At 67.4% G+C, this 14,845-nt stretch carries 15 protein-coding genes; 9 read left to right on the top strand and 6 right to left on the bottom strand.

Going from position 1 to position 14,845, the window contains the following annotated elements; translation table 11 throughout:
• Positions 1–17 precede the first annotated feature (17 nt).
• From A8G15_RS22085 to A8G15_RS22060, 6 genes are all read left to right on the top strand, one after another.
• The gene (locus tag A8G15_RS22085; RefSeq protein ID WP_068164599.1) at positions 18–737 is read left to right on the top strand and encodes a TetR family transcriptional regulator; all 720 of its coding nucleotides are present in this window, start codon (positions 18–20) and stop codon (positions 735–737) included.
• A 189-nt stretch (positions 738–926) separates the two neighbouring features.
• The gene (locus A8G15_RS22080) at positions 927–2,084 is read left to right on the top strand and encodes an acyl-CoA dehydrogenase (RefSeq protein WP_068164596.1); all 1,158 of its coding nucleotides are present in this window, start codon (positions 927–929) and stop codon (positions 2,082–2,084) included.
• A gap of 59 nt (positions 2,085–2,143) precedes the next feature.
• A complete protein-coding gene (locus tag A8G15_RS22075) occupies positions 2,144–2,992 on the top strand; it encodes a 3-hydroxybutyryl-CoA dehydrogenase (protein WP_068164984.1) in 849 nt (282 codons plus the stop codon).
• Positions 2,993–3,694: 702 nt separating this feature from the next.
• A complete protein-coding gene (locus A8G15_RS22070; RefSeq protein WP_068164594.1) occupies positions 3,695–4,294 on the top strand; it encodes a hypothetical protein in 600 nt (199 codons plus the stop codon).
• Positions 4,291–5,241, top strand: coding sequence for a hypothetical protein (locus A8G15_RS30095; RefSeq protein WP_082900083.1), 951 nt, complete (start codon positions 4,291–4,293; stop codon positions 5,239–5,241). Before A8G15_RS22070 ends, A8G15_RS30095 begins: the two co-directional genes overlap by 4 nt.
• A complete protein-coding gene (locus tag A8G15_RS22060) occupies positions 5,238–5,798 on the top strand; it encodes an LpqN/LpqT family lipoprotein (protein ID WP_068164592.1) in 561 nt (186 codons plus the stop codon). Before A8G15_RS30095 ends, A8G15_RS22060 begins: the two co-directional genes overlap by 4 nt.
• Positions 5,799–5,890: 92 nt before the next feature.
• Here the strand turns inward: A8G15_RS22060 and A8G15_RS22055 are convergent, their stop codons facing one another.
• From A8G15_RS22055 to A8G15_RS22045, 3 genes are all read right to left on the bottom strand, one after another.
• Positions 5,891–6,535, bottom strand: coding sequence for a GTP pyrophosphokinase (locus A8G15_RS22055; RefSeq protein WP_068164980.1), 645 nt, complete (start codon positions 6,533–6,535; stop codon positions 5,891–5,893).
• Positions 6,536–6,600: 65 nt separating this feature from the next.
• A complete protein-coding gene (locus tag A8G15_RS22050) occupies positions 6,601–7,923 on the bottom strand; it encodes an MFS transporter (protein WP_068164590.1) in 1,323 nt (440 codons plus the stop codon).
• 40 nt (positions 7,924–7,963) lie between these two features.
• The gene (locus A8G15_RS22045; RefSeq protein WP_068164974.1) at positions 7,964–8,971 is read right to left on the bottom strand and encodes an aldo/keto reductase; all 1,008 of its coding nucleotides are present in this window, start codon (positions 8,969–8,971) and stop codon (positions 7,964–7,966) included.
• Positions 8,972–9,113: 142 nt separating this feature from the next.
• Here A8G15_RS22045 and A8G15_RS22040 point away from each other — a divergent pair, with 142 nt between their 5' ends.
• Positions 9,114–9,686, top strand: a complete 573-nt coding sequence (locus A8G15_RS22040) for a TIGR03086 family metal-binding protein (RefSeq protein WP_068164587.1) — start codon at positions 9,114–9,116, stop codon at positions 9,684–9,686.
• Entirely contained in the window at positions 9,683–11,383 is a 1,701-nt protein-coding gene (ilvD, locus tag A8G15_RS22035; protein WP_068164584.1) for a dihydroxy-acid dehydratase, read from the top strand. Before A8G15_RS22040 ends, ilvD begins: the two co-directional genes overlap by 4 nt.
• 58 nt (positions 11,384–11,441) lie before the next feature.
• Here the strand turns inward: ilvD and A8G15_RS22030 are convergent, their stop codons facing one another.
• Together A8G15_RS22030 and A8G15_RS22025 are read right to left on the bottom strand one after the other, a co-directional pair.
• Entirely contained in the window at positions 11,442–12,107 is a 666-nt protein-coding gene (locus A8G15_RS22030) for a chymotrypsin family serine protease (protein WP_068164970.1), read from the bottom strand.
• Between the two features lie 40 nt (positions 12,108–12,147).
• The gene (locus A8G15_RS22025; RefSeq protein WP_068164581.1) at positions 12,148–12,915 is read right to left on the bottom strand and encodes a DUF6319 family protein; all 768 of its coding nucleotides are present in this window, start codon (positions 12,913–12,915) and stop codon (positions 12,148–12,150) included.
• Between the two features lie 236 nt (positions 12,916–13,151).
• Here A8G15_RS22025 and A8G15_RS22020 point away from each other — a divergent pair, with 236 nt between their 5' ends.
• Positions 13,152–14,165 (top strand): adenylate/guanylate cyclase domain-containing protein, encoded by a 1,014-nt coding sequence (locus A8G15_RS22020; RefSeq protein ID WP_068164958.1) that lies wholly within the window; start codon positions 13,152–13,154, stop codon positions 14,163–14,165.
• Here A8G15_RS22020 and A8G15_RS22015 read toward each other — a convergent pair.
• Positions 14,113–14,730 carry a TetR/AcrR family transcriptional regulator gene (locus A8G15_RS22015; protein ID WP_068164961.1) on the bottom strand — a complete coding sequence of 206 codons (618 nt, stop codon included), beginning with the start codon at positions 14,728–14,730 and terminating at the stop codon, positions 14,113–14,115. The genes A8G15_RS22020 and A8G15_RS22015 overlap by 53 nt on opposite strands.
• Between the last annotated feature and the right edge of the window lie 115 nt (positions 14,731–14,845).

Below are 14,845 nucleotides of genomic sequence, written 5' to 3'. Positions count from 1 at the left end.
TTGGATAATCGACAACCATGACCTCCGGATCCGGCCCCGCACGACGTTCCGAGTCGGCGGGACCCGACCCGGCCCAGTTCCGGGTACACGTGGTCACGCAGGCCATCCGGTTGTTCTCCGAGCACGGCTACGAGTCGACGACGGTCGAGCAGATCGCGTCGGCTGCCGGGGTGTCCCGGCGTACCTTCTTCCGGCAGTTCCGGTCGAAGGAGGACGTGATCTTCGCCGACCACGAGTCACTGCTCGAGCAGGTCGCCGCCTATCTGTCGCGTGAGTTCGACGATCCGTGGGCGGCGACCTGCGACGCCGCGCAGCTGGTGTTCCGGCATTTCCGGGATCGGCGGGAGCTCGCGGTGTGGCGGTACCGGGTGGTGCAACGGGTGCCTGCGCTGCGCGACCGCGAACTCGTGACCACCTATCGCTACGAGCGGTTGTTCACCGATTATCTGCGGTCCGCCGTTCCGGGTTCGAAACCCGTCCGCATCGTCAGTTACGCCGCGGCGATCACGGCGGCACACAACTATCTGCTGCGGGCGATGATCCGCGGGGACGAGTCCGCGACGGTCGAGGCACTCTCACACGAGCTGTTCGAGCTCCGCCGCACGTTCGGCGTGGTGCCCGGCTGCGAAGCGCCGCCCACGGTCACGACACCGCGTGCCGTGACGGTGCTGACCTACCCCCCGGGCACCTCTCCCGACGAGATCGCCGAGCAGCTCCGCCGGCAACTCGGCGGCTGACCTGCGGACCCGTGCGCGGTTCGGGTAGCCCCCGCTACCAAAAACAAGCACCGCAACCATTGACCTGGCACTGAGTGCCGTGGTTAGAATTGAACGATTCCGTGACTTCGCGCGCCTGCGACTCGATACAGTGGGCGCGGATCCACCCTCACGAATGGCACCGCGTGCCGATAGGAGTTTTCCACCCTCATGGCTCTCAACGCCGATTTCGATCTGTTCAAGCTCAGCGAGGAGCACGACGCCCTGCGTGAGGCCATCCGCGCGCTGTCCGAGAAGGAGATCGCCCCCTACGCCAAGGACGTCGACGAGAACTCGCGCTTCCCCCAGGAGGCCCTCGACGCCCTCAACAAGTCCGGCTTCAACGCCATCCACGTGCCCGAGCAGTTCGAGGGCCAGGGCGCCGATTCGATCGCCGCGTGCATCGTCATCGAAGAGGTCGCGCGTGTGTGCGGCTCGTCGTCGCTGATCCCCGCCGTGAACAAGCTCGGCACCATGGGACTGATCCTGCGGGGCTCCGACGAGCTCAAGTCGAAGGTGCTGCCGGACATCGTGAACGGTGCGATGGCGTCCTACGCGCTGTCCGAGCGGGAAGCGGGCTCCGACGCCGCGTCGATGCGCACCCGCGCGAAGGCCGACGGCGACGACTGGATCCTCAACGGTTCGAAGTGCTGGATCACCAACGGCGGCAAGTCCACGTGGTACACGGTCATGGCCGTCACCGACCCCGACAAGGGCGCCAACGGCATCTCCTCGTTCATGGTCCACAAGGACGACGAGGGCTTCGTCGTCGGGCCGAAGGAGAAGAAGCTCGGCATCAAGGGCTCCCCCACCGCCGAGCTGTACTTCGAGAACTGCCGCATCCCCGGCGACCGTATCGTCGGCGAGCCCGGCACCGGCTTCAAGACCGCGCTCGCGACCCTCGACCACACCCGTCCCACCATCGGCGCGCAGGCCGTCGGCCTGGCCCAGGGTGCGCTGGACGCGGCCCTCGCCTACGTCAAGGACCGCAAGCAGTTCGGGAAGCCGATCGCGGACAACCAGGGCGTGCAGTTCATGCTCGCGGACATGGCCATGAAGGTCGAGGCCGCCCGCCTGATGGTCTACACCTCCGCGGCTCGCGCCGAGCGCGGCGAGGGCAACCTCGGCTTCATCTCCGCGGCCGCCAAGTGCTTCGCGTCCGATGTCGCGATGGAGGTCACCACCGACGCCGTACAGCTGTTCGGTGGCGCCGGCTACACCACCGACTTCCCCGTCGAGCGCATGATGCGCGACGCGAAGATCACCCAGATCTACGAGGGCACCAACCAGATCCAGCGTGTCGTCATGTCGCGCGCTCTTCTTCGCTGATTCCGGTCCGATAGGTTTCAGGCCGGAACATCTCACGATCAGGAGTTTTCGTAGTGGCAATCGAGAAGGTAGGCGTCATCGGCGGCGGCACCATGGGTGCCGGCATCGCCGAGGTGTGCGCCAAGGCCGGTAGCGACGTGCTCGTCAAGGAGACGACCGAGGAGTTCGCCGCGGCGGCCCGCGAGCGTCTGTCCAAGTCCGTCGGACGCGGCGTCAAGTCCGGCAAGATCACGCAGGAGGACGCCGACGCGGTCCTGGCGCGGATCCGCGTGACCACCGACATGAACGAGTTCGCGGACCGCGACCTCGTGGTCGAGGCCGCCCCCGAGATCGAGTCGCTGAAGGCGGAGATCTTCGGTGAGCTCGACAAGATCGTCAAGCCGGAGGGCATCCTCGCGACGAACACGTCGTCGATCCCCGTCATCAAGATGGCGCAGGCGACACAGCGACCCGGCCAGGTCGTCGGCGTGCACTTCTTCAACCCCGTGCCGGTGATGCCGCTGGTGGAGATCATCTCCGCGCTCACCACCGACCAGGCCACCGCCGACACGGTGTTCGACTACGCGAAGAACACCCTCGGCAAGACCGCGGTGCGCGCGGGCGACCGCGCCGGCTTCATCGTCAACGCGCTGCTCATCCCGTACCTGTGCTCCGCGGTGCGGATGCTCGAGTCGGGCTACGCGACGAAGGAAGACATCGACGACGCGATGAAGGGCGGCTGCGGCTACCCGATGGGCCCGCTGACGCTCATCGACACCGTGGGCCTCGACATCACCCTCAACGCCGCGCAGTCGCTCTACGACGAGTTCGCCGAGCCGCACTTCGCGCCGCCGGCGCTGCTGCGCCGCATGGTCGACGCGGGCCGCCTCGGCCGCAAGACCGGCGAGGGCTTCTACAGCTACAAGTAGACACCTACACGAAACGCCCCCGCGACCTCCGATGCCGGAGTGCGGGGGCGTTTTTCGCTTCCCTGTCGGGCGCCGCCGACGGAAGAGGCAGCCGCGCGCGGCGGGCAGCGCGCGGATGCCTTCTGCCCGTGTGGATTTCACCGTTATTGATTCTCCCACCCACCTACCATGACGTCGTTTGCTAAGGTTCGTGCGGACACATCGGGGGATTCTGTTCGGGGGGAACAGTGGCGTTGGAAGTCGATCCGGATGCGCTGCGCGCGTTCGCCGCATCCGTGACGAGTGCGGCCGAGGCGATAGCCGAATGGGACGTCGGCGAGCCGTTCGCGGCCTCGCAATCAGCTCTTCCCGGAACCGATTTCGCCGACCTGTGCGTTCAAGCGAATCTCGCGACCGCATTCGGCCTGAGCAACCTGTACTCGCGTTTGCTGGAAATCGCCGACCTCGCCGACGGTTCGCGAACGACTACGAGATCAACGAAGCCGATTTCGTTGCCGCGCTTTCGGCGATGGATGTGCCCCGGTCACACCGACGGTCTCGCAGGTCACCGCGTGGAATCCCGACGAACTGCGAGCGACAGCAGAATCCCTCGACGGGCTCGTCGAAAAACTGGATGGTCGGCTCCGAGGTCTCGTCGACGATCAGGATGCACTCGCCGAGAGTTGGAAGAGTGACGCTGCAAGCTCCGCAGCAGCAAGGATCGTGCGTGAACGGTCGCTGGGCAGCGCGATCGCCGGGGCCCTCCTGCAGGTTCCAGATGCCTATCGCACCGGTTCGGTGATCGTCGAAGGTGCGCGCATGCATCTGACGGCGGTCGTGCGCGACGCCGAGCAACAGCAGTTCACGGTCCACGACGACGGAATCGTCGATGCCTCGTCCCAGATCGCCCTGCTGCAACTGCTTCTTCCGGACCCGGGAAGCGTCGGCATCGCCCGAGTACGGCTCGAGCGGGATGCGGCCGCACTCACCGTCGCGGTCCTCGAAGCGCTCGTCCAGGCCGACGCTGCCGCCATCGAGGCATCCGCCCGGATCGGCGCGGCGGTAGCAGCGCTCGAAGATGCAGGACGGGCTGCCATTCCCGGAACAGTTGTTCGATCCGAGAACGGCGAGTTCTCTTGGCAGCCGGACTGGCCGGCCACTACCGCGGCCACCACTATCGGGGTAGCGGCCGAAGGGACCAAATTAGGGTTGATCAACGCGGCGACTGCATCGGGTGACGATATCGCCAGAGGGATCGGCACCGCAATCGGAGGCGTGGCTACCTGGTGGACATCGAAGAAGATTCAAGAGGAGTGGGAATGACGGACGATGACATGACCGGAACCGAGTCCGCCTTCCTCCGCGCACCCAGGATCGAGAGTACGCCGCGCTGGTCGCAGAACTTCCACCCCACTGGGATCCTCGCGGGCATCTTCCTTCTCGCATTGTCGGTGTGGAACATCGAAGGTGCCGTCGCCGGCGCAGGCCGAACGCACTTCGCATCCGCAATCGGGGCTGTCTCGATCGGGCTCGTCTTCGGGCTCGCCGGTATCGTATCGTTCCGAACCGCTGGACTACGATATCTAACTCTGTCGCAACGGATCTCATCCACCCATCACCCCGAGCACGGTGAGGGAATCGTCGTCCGTGGCGGACTCACAACACACATGTTGTTCGGAATCATGCTTTTCGTCGGCGGATGCGCGTGCGTGGTGACGGCAATCGTCGAGTTCTCCGGGAGCAACGACACCCTGCTGCCGTACGGACGCGACAATCGGGCGGGCGCAGTGATCACTCTGATCTGCGGTTGCGTTCTCCTCACGGTGGCGGGAGTATTCGCAATTCTCCGTAAACCCACAACGCTCGCCATCTACACAAGTGGTATCCACAGGCAAGTTCGATCGCGGAAGCATCGGCGTCTCGAGGCAACCGAGCATTTCATCCCCTGGGAAAAGATTTCCGGGATCTCGGCGACAGACCTCGTCGTCGAAACCGGAACACGTGAGGTTCGCAACCCCCTCATCGAGATACAGACGAACACTGTACTGCCGATGGAGATGCGCATACCCCAGGATTCTGATCGGACACTCGCAATTGTGTGCCAACTACTCGTGGCGGAACCCAATACTCTTCTGTTTCTACTGGAAAGGCTGTATCGGAATCCCACCCAGCGCGAGGAACTCAGAAAAGCTGGGGCCGTACGCCTTCTACGCCCTCCTTCGTTGGTCGAGCGACTACGGGCAACACGGACGCAGAAACCAGCACGATGATTCCCCGATTCTCCGATACGAATACACTTCGTGCGTATCTCGATGCACACGAAGTCGCACTGGTCTCGGTACACCCCGGTGATCCCGGCCATCCCGACGTCGCGATACCGCTTCCCGACGGCTGGGCCGAGGTTGCACACGATGTGTTCCCTCAGGCGCACACGGTGATCGTCGCACCTGAGTACATCATCGACGACTGGTCCCCCAACGCGGTGCTGCTGCACGGTCGGATGTCACGGTGGAGGCCCACCGATGAGCTGCTCGACGTCGCAGGAAGCGAGGCACTGGCGCTCCCGGAATGGAACGAACTGCGTTCCTCGGCAACCGACTTCCACGGACACCGGTCGGTGTTCGTTCACGGCACGTACCGGGTCGAGGGCGTGGAGTTCACCGCCGCGACGCGCTACCTCGTGATCGACGACGAGTACGACCGGTACCTGACGCAATTGACCGTGACCACCCGCGCAGACCCACCTCTGGTCCTCGCAACGGACGCCGCCGCGATCCATACCGGATTCTCTGTGCGCACGACACCTGGCACCGACGCCTCCGGCTAGGCTGCGCCGGTTCTTCTCCGGAATCCGCAGACGGAAAAGACAGCCGCGCGCCGTCCACAACGCGCGGATATCCACCGCCGCTGCGGATTCGATCAGAGCTTCCCGTGGACCCGTTCGTGCAGCAACTCCATCCGCAGGTCCAGATCGCGGGCAGTCTCGGCCGCGAGACGCAGCTCCTCGCGCAGCTCGTGCGGAACTTCGCGGTCGTGCTTGTAGTAGATCTTGTGCTCGAGACTCGCCCAGAAATCCATTGCGACCGTGCGGATCTGCAGTTCGACGTAGACGGATTCGACCCGGTCGGACATGAACACCGGAATCTCGACGATCACGTGCACGCTGCGGTACCCGTTGGGTTTGGGACGCTCGATGTAGTCCTCGATCTCGACCACACCCACGTCGCCCTGCCGGGTGATCATCTCCATGATCCGGTAGACGTCGGAGGTGAAACTGCACGTGATCCGGATGCCCGCGATGTCCCGGAAGTTCTCGCGGACGGCCTCGAGGTTCCGCGGCACGCCCTTGCGCTGAGCCTTCGTCAGGATCGAATCCGGCGACTTGAGCCGCGACTTCACGTGCTCGATGGGGTTGTAGTCGTGGACATAGGAGAACTCGTCGCGCAGGATGTTGATCTTCGTCATCATCTCGTCGATGCCGAATTTGTACACCATGAGGAAGCGCTGAAGATCGCGGCGGAGTTCACCGGACGGCAGTTCGTGATCGAACGGCGGATGCTCCATCGGGTCGATCGCAGGTTCCTGCAGGGCGACCGGATCGCTGTGATCCGTGCCGTCCACCGTCGCTGTCACTTCTGGTCCTCCTCGAGCATGCTCTCGCTCGAGTCTGCCAGCTTTCGGCGCCGGACGCCGGATCGATCCGTCAGCACCTGACGCAATGTGCGCGGCGACACCCCGGCCAGGCGCCGGGCCTTGCCGCGCGAGATCAGGATCCCGGTGAGCGCGATCACCCAGATCGGATACTGCGCCAGCCATGCCACGCGGAACGCCTCGAACGTGTATCCGCCGAGCTGTTCGAGCACGATGCCCATCACCTGGACGACGAGGAGCGTCGCGAGGAAGCCGCCGATGTTCACGATGCCGTTGGCTGTGCCCAGCGCCGTGCTCGGATTGAAGGCGCGGGCGTAGTCGAAGCCGATCATCGAACCGGGGCCGCCGACCGAGATGACGACGATCAACAGTACGAGCAGCCACAGCGGAGCCGGACCCGGCAACGCCAGCACCACCGACCACATGGTGAGGCTGCCGAGCACACTGCCGAGCACGAGCCAGGACCGGTGGTTCGGGAACCGTCCGGACAACACGCCGAGGATCGGTCCGGCGAGGATGGCCGTCGCCACCGACACGGTGAGCAGCGAACCGGCGGCCGCCGCGGACAGTCCCTGCGCGGACTGCAGGTACGGGATGCCCCACATCAACGCGAACGTGGTGACCGAGAACTGCGTGCCCATGTGGGTGAAGAACCCGAGCCGGGTGCCCGGGCGCTTCCACACGACCGAGATCTGCCTGCCGACCTCGCGCAACCCGGCCGGTTCCGAGCGGACCTCGACGCCCGGCGGGGCGTCGCGCACGATCGCGACGACCAGCACACACGCGAGCAGGCCGAGCGCGGCCGCGCTCCCGTACGCCGCGGTCCAGCCGGCGCCGGACAGGATCAGGACGAACGGCACCGCCGAGAGCACCTGTCCCAGCTGGCCCAGGATGCCGGTCAGCTGGGACACCAGTGGTACGCGGCGCGGCTCGAACCACACCGGTACCAGGCGCAGCACCGAGATGAACGTCAGCGCGTCACCGGCGCCGACGAACACCCGGGCCGCGTAGGCGAGCGGCAGCGATTCCGTGGTCGCGAGGACGAGTTGCGCGATCGCCATGATCGCGGCGCCCGACGCGATCATGATGCGTGAACCGAATCGGTCGAGCAGCACGCCCGCCGGGATCTGCATGCTCGCGTAGACCACGATCTGCAGAACGACGAACCCGGAGAGCACGGACGGCGAGACGTCGAATCGCTCGGTTGCGGCCAAACCCGAGACTCCGAACGCCGTGCGATGCAGCACCGCGACGACGTAGGCGAAAACTCCGATTCCCCAGACCAGCCACACGCGCTTCATGATGTGTCGACGATACCGCCGGGTCGTTTACTTTCCGGAACTACTCGCGGCCGAGGGACACCCATGTCGGGTCGGCGGCGCGCGCCCCGACCACCAGATCCGCCAGCGCGTCCAACCGGCCGACCTGCTCCCGGTCGAGCGTCACGTCCAGCGCCCCGACATTCTCGGTGACCCGCTCCGCGAAGCGAGTGCCCGGGATCGACACCGACGGCAGTCCGAACGTCCGTGCCTTGTCGTCCAGCCACGCCAGTGCCACCTGGGCGATCGTCGCGTCGAGCTCGTCGGCGACCGCGCGAACCTCGCCGCGCACCTTCAGATTCCCCGGCAGCGCGTCCTCCGCGAAGCGCGGGAAGCGGCGACGCAGATCCTTCTCCTCGACCTGCGTGGCGTCGAACGCGTCGGTCAGCAGGCCGCGGCTCACCGGCGAGTACGGCACGAACCCGATGCCGAGCTCCGCCGCTGCCGGCACCACGTGCTTCTCGACGTCCCGTGAGACGATGCTCCACTCCGACTGGATCGCCGCGATCGGATGAACGGCATGGGCGCGACGCAGCTCGTCGCCGGTCGCCTCCGACAACCCGATGTGCCGGATCTTGCCGGCGCGGACCAGTTCGGCCAGCGCACCGACGGTCTCCTCGATGGGCACCTCCGGGTCGACGCGATGCAGGTAGTACAGGTCGACGCTGTCGACACCGAGCCGCTGCAGCGACTCGTCGATCGCCTGGCGGGCGTACTCGGGACGACCGTTGATACGGCGGTTCCCGGCGGGCGTGCTGCCACCGAGCGCGCCGACCAGACCGAACTTGGTGGCGAGCTGCACCTCGTCGCGGCGGTCCTTCAGCAGCTTGCCGACCACAGTCTCACTGAGTCCGTCGCCGTAGACGTTGGCGGTGTCGATGAACGTCACGCCCAGATCGACCGCGTGATGCAGGGTCGCCAGGGCCTCGCCGGGATCGGTCCCGCCGTAGACGGGGGCGACCGACATGGCGCCGTAGCCCTGCGCGCTGACGGTCAGGCCGGGGGCCAGTTCGACGGTGGGGACGGGCATGAACTCTCCTCGTGATTCCTCGATTCCCGAGCGCACGGGCGCCCGGGGCACATATCCGTCGTTCGATCCTTCCCGAAATCCCCCGCACCGGCAGGACTTGAAATCGCGGTGATCCCATCACGGTCGGCCCTAGGCTGGGTTCATGTCATTCGACTGGCTCGAATTGCAGCGCACGGCCACCCGCGGATTCACCGAGCGGCTGGCGAGGATCACCGACTGGGCAGCGCCCACTCCGGACACCGAATGGGACGTCGCCGCACTGGTGGAGCACGTCGTCGACGAACAGCGGTGGATACCGCCGTTGCTGTCCGGCATGACCGTCGCCGACGCCGAGGCCTCCCTCGCCCCGATCGGCGACGACCTGCGGGCCGAATGGTCCCGCTACGCCGAGTCCGCGAGCACCGCCTGGGCCGCGACCGCGCCGGATGCACCGGTGCACCTGTCCTACGGTGTCGTGCCCTGCCTCAGCTACCTGAAACAGCAGGTCGCCGACATCGCGATCCACACGTGGGATCTCGCCCGGGGCGTCGGCGGCGACGACCGTCTCGACCCGGACCTGGTCGCGGCGGTGTGGGCGGACCTGGAGACCCAACGCGACATGCTCGCATCGAGCGGCCTGTTCGCCGCCCCGGTCCCGGTGCCGGACGACGCACCGCTGCAGGACCGGCTGCTCGCCCTGACCGGCCGCGACCCCCGACGAGGAGACACCGAATGAGCACAGGCGACCCCGACGTCAAACCCCGTAGCCGCGACGTCACCGACGGACTGGAGAAGGCCGCGTCCCGCGGCATGCTGCGCGCCGTCGGCATGGGCGACGAGGACTGGGACAAACCGCAGATCGGTGTCGCCTCGTCGTGGAACGAGATCACCCCGTGCAACCTGTCGCTGGACCGGCTGGCGCAGGCCGTCAAGGACGGAGTGCACGCGGCCGGCGGCTATCCGCTCGAGTTCGGGACCATCTCCGTCTCGGACGGTATCTCGATGGGCCACGAGGGGATGCACCTCTCGCTGGTGTCGCGCGAGGTGATCGCCGACAGCGTGGAGACGGTGATGCAGGCCGAGCGGCTCGACGGATCGGTGCTGCTCGCGGGATGTGACAAGTCGCTGCCCGGAATGCTCATGGCCGCCGCGCGCCTGAACCTGGCCTCGGTGTTCCTCTACGCCGGGTCGATCCTGCCCGGTACCGCGAAACTGTCCGACGGCACCGAACGCGATGTGACGATCATCGACGCGTTCGAAGCGATCGGCGCATGCGCACGCGGTCTGATGTCCCGCGACGACCTCGATGCCATCGAACGGGCGATCTGTCCGGGCGAAGGTGCGTGCGGCGGGATGTACACCGCGAACACGATGGCCAGTGCCGCGGAAGCACTCGGGATGTCACTGCCCGGCAGCGCGTCGCCGCCTGCCACCGACCGGCGACGCGACGGCTTCGCGCGGCGGAGCGGGCAGGCCGTCGTCGAACTGCTGCGCCGCGGCATCACCACCGCAGACATCCTCACCGCGGAGGCGTTCGAGAACGCCATCGCGGTGGTGATGGCGTTCGGCGGTTCGACCAACGCGGTGCTGCACCTGCTGGCGATCGCGCACGAAGCCGACGTGGAACTGACCCTCGACGATTTCGTCCGGGTCGGCGCGCGGGTCCCGCACCTCGCCGACGTCAAACCGTTCGGGGCGCACGTCATGAAGGACGTCGACCACATCGGTGGTGTGCCCGTGGTGATGAAAGCCCTGCTCGACGCCGGTCTGCTGCACGGAGACTGCATGACCGTCACCGGACGGACCGTCGCGGAGAACCTCGCCGACATCGCCCCGCCGGATCCGGACGGCAAGGTGCTGCGCGCGCTCGGCGACCCGATCCATCCCACCGGCGGCATCACGATCCTGCGGGGCTCGCTCGCCCCGGAGGGTGCGGTGGTCAAGTCAGCGGGTTTCGACGAATCGGTCTTCGAGGGCACCGCCCGGGTCTTCGAACGGGAACGCGCCGCGATGGACGCCCTCGAGGACGGCACCATCACCGCCGGGGACGTGGTGGTCATCCGCTACGAAGGTCCCAAGGGCGGTCCGGGGATGCGGGAGATGCTCGCCATCACCGGCGCCATCAAGGGCGCCGGCCTCGGTAAGGACGTCCTGCTGCTCACCGACGGCCGGTTCTCCGGCGGCACCACCGGGTTGTGCGTCGGGCACGTCGCACCGGAAGCCGTCGACGGCGGCCCGATCGCGTTCGTCCGCGACGGCGACCGGATCCGGCTCGATGTCGCGAACGGCACGCTCGACGTTCTCGTCGACGACGCGGAACTCGGGCAGCGCCGCGATGGCTGGGAACCGCTGCCGCCCAGGTACACCCGCGGGGTCCTGGCGAAATACACGAAACTGGTCGGCTCCGCTTCGATCGGGGCCGTCTGCGGCTGACCCCCTCGTGCGCGGTTTCGGTAGCGGCCGCTACCGAAACCGCGCACGAGCACGGGAATCAGATGGGCCGGAACCCGCTGCCGGCACCGCCACCCGCGTTGACATCAGCAAGGATCGTATTGAAGTTGGTGCCGACCTCCGGCCCGATGCACGGCGCAGCCAGGTAGGCGTTGACCATCGCGACGAGAGTCGTACCGACGACGAGCGGCGCTCCGGAATCGCCTTCGATGACGCAGATCTGGGTCCACGTCTCCTGGGAACCGAACACGTCGCCCCACACGACACCGCACGTGTTGCCGGTGGTGCGGCCCTCCTTGCACGCCAGGTTCGGGAACTGGGCCGGCGCACCCACTTCGGTGATCGTGACGTTCCCGACCCGATTCACCGGGTCGACCCTACCGGGATCGAACTGGATCACGGCGTAGTCGAGCGCCTCGTTGCTGGTGACGACGCGGCCGACGACGCCTGCGCCCGGGTTGCGCTCGGCCTTGACCGTCGCGCCCGGTCCACCACAGTGGGCCGCGGTGAATCCGACCAGACGCCCGGCAGCGTCGTATCCGATCGTGGTCAGGGTGCAATCGAAGATGTCGGCGGTTCCGTCACCGAGGGTGATGCCAGACCCGCCGCCCAGCGGTACCCCGCCGGGCACCGCCGTCGCAACCCCGGTACCACCTCCGACCAGCGCAATCGCCGCCGCGCACACCATCGCCCACTTCTTGAACATCACGCCCTCCCGCCCGGCCACGAAAGGCCGCGTCAGCAGATCAGCCTATCTGGCCGCCGGTCGCTCCGAGGGTCTCCAGCGCTTTTTTGGCTTCCTCCAATTGAGCACTCAGCTGAGCGACCCGCTCCTCCGCGGCCTGCCGCGCCTCGTCGATCACCGATTGCACCGCCTCGAGAGCGGTCTCGTCCCCCAGCTCCCGCACGGCACGTTCGACCGCGTCCGGGCCGACCGGAGCAGGCTTGCCGACCCGCCGTGCGCCGTGCGCGACCGCCACCGTCCATTCGTTGTCCGGATCGATGGTGATCGTAATGCTGACACCGGGCTGCTTCTTCGGCCGGCGGGCCGCGGGCTTGGGCTTCGGCGCCGGCTCGGCGGGTTGCGCTGGGGATGTGGGCACGGAGGTCTCCTTCGTGGCGGGTTTCGGCGCCGGCGCGGGCGAGGTGGCAGGTTTCGGCGCCGGAGCGGGGGAAGCGGGTTTCGGCGCCGGAGCGGGTGCCGGTTTCGCGGCCGGCCGCGATGCGGCCCGGGTGGATTCCGCCGACCGTGTCTTCGACGCTGTGGCCGGCCGGGTCATGCGCAATTCGTCGAATTCGAAGGGCAGTTCGTCGTTGACGCCCTTGGGCCGGACCGTGACCGTGCGACCGTCGATTCCGATGACTTTCGCCGATGCCCCCGGCTCGATACCCAGACTCGGAATACCCTCGATGAGATAGACGGTCGCGCGCCGGTCCTCGGCAAGCGCGGTGGTCAACTCGGCAAGCTGCTCGTCGCTGAGGTGGTCGGCTCCGGCTCGTCTGCGGGGCGGCATGCCACGTCCTTCCTGGCTTCGGGTGGATCGGTCCCCGGGTGGGTGGATCGCGAACACTGTCGCACACAGGTACGACACGCAAATGTGCGACTCTTCGGGGAGTCGCGCGGGTGTGCGGGGGGTGGCGGTGTTCGTCGAGCGGGTCGCCGGGGCCGACCCGGCGGCGGTGAGGGAGGACAGGCGTGGAGGCTTCGGAGCAGCGAGCCGGCGACCCCGGGACGGAGACGACGGTGGTGATGTCCGGTGGGGAATCGTCGGCAAGGATCCAGCGCGCGTTCGAACGGTCCCTTCTCGGCGGCGACCGCTGCTACACCCGGCAGCGGGCCGCCGAACTCGCCGGTGTCTCGGCCGAACGAGCCCAACGCTTGTGGCAGGCACTGGGTTTCGCCGTGGATCCGGATCCCGGCGCGGTGATGTTCACCGACGGGGATGTGCAGGCGCTGCGGAACATCGCGGCGCTGGTGTCCAGCGGGGCGGTGACCCCCGACATGGAGGTTCCGGCCGCGCGGTCACTCGGCCGGTCGATGTCCCGGCTCGCCGAATGGCAGGTCTCCCTGCTCAACTCCCACCTGCTCGACCGGCTCGACGCCGCCTACGCGGGGACCGACCCGACCGATGCGGAGGTCGACGCATTCGTCGGTTCGCTGCTGCACGACGTCCTGCAGATGGTCGAGCAGACCCAGATGTTCGTGTGGCGACGCCACCTGGTCGCGACGACCCAACGCAACATCGTGCGCGCCGGCGGAGAACCGGCGAGCCGCGATCTCGTCGTGGGTTTCGCCGACATGGTCGGCTACACGCGCCTGACCCGTCGCATCGAGGCCGACGAACTCAGCGATCTGCTCGAGGAGTTCGAGTCCGCGGTCGCCACCGTCATCGCGCAGAGGCATGGCTGGGTGATCAAGACCGTCGGCGACGAGGTGATGTTCGCGGCGGAGGATCCCGCCGACGGTGCCCGCATCGCGCTGGCGCTGCAGGAATCGTTCGGTGCCCGGGAGGACACCCCGGATCTGCGGGTCGGGCTGGCGTGGGGCCCTGCACTGGCACGGTTCGGTGACCTGTTCGGCTCGGTCGTCAACATCGCGGCCCGGCTGACCGGTGTGGCCCGTCCCGGCACGGTCCTCGTCGATTCGGCGCTGGCCGACCTGCTCGACACGTCCGGCGAGTTCCAGGTGCGTTCGATCCGGAACCTGCGTGTCAAGGACTTTCATCGGTTGCGGCCGTCGGTACTGCGCGCGGCCCGTCCGTGACCGGGCGGTACCCGCGGGCGGCCAGGAAGTCGTCGACGACCCGCGCGCACGCCGCACGGTCGAGTGACGGCAGTGTTGCGAGTTTGGTGAACACGACAGGCCCCAGCAGCTGCGCGAGCGCGAGGTCGTAGTCGAGATCACCGAGGAGTTCCCGCGCGGTGGCGGTGTCGAATACCCGGTCGAACGCCTCGCGGTACCGCTCGACGAGACGCTCGCGCAACGAGAGCAGTTCCGGGCGGTCGTTGCTCAGTGCTTCGGCGCTCGAGTAGTCGCCGAGTCCCGGACCGAGCCCCATCCAGCACATCGCCGTCAGCGGGATGGGGATCTCGTCGAGGACGCGTGCCTGCGCGACGACCAGCGCCACGAGCTGGTCGCGCAGGTCGCCGTCCGGGACCGGCGGGATCGGCGGCAACATCCGCGCGAAGGCCGCCGCGACGAGTTCCTCACCGCCGGCGAAATGCCGGTACAGGGTTGCGCGCGCGACGCGTGCCAGTCCGGTCACCGCGTCGATGGTGACGGCTTCGGCTCCGCCCTTCGCGAGCAGAGCGGTCGCGGCATCGAGCAGCCGTGCCCGCGATCTCGCCTTACGGGGGTCTTCGTCGTCACGGTTCCGTCCGCCGGCCGCCGGCGCCTGCTCGGGGCCGTCGCCGGGTGCCGGGAGGGGCTGGGTGCTCACGCCC

The organism is Rhodococcus phenolicus, assembly GCF_001646785.1.
GTDB classification, from domain to species: domain Bacteria; phylum Actinomycetota; class Actinomycetes; order Mycobacteriales; family Mycobacteriaceae; genus Rhodococcus; species Rhodococcus phenolicus.
The sequence above is the reverse complement of the archived record's forward strand: the minus strand, read 5'-3'. Positions and strand labels throughout refer to the sequence as shown.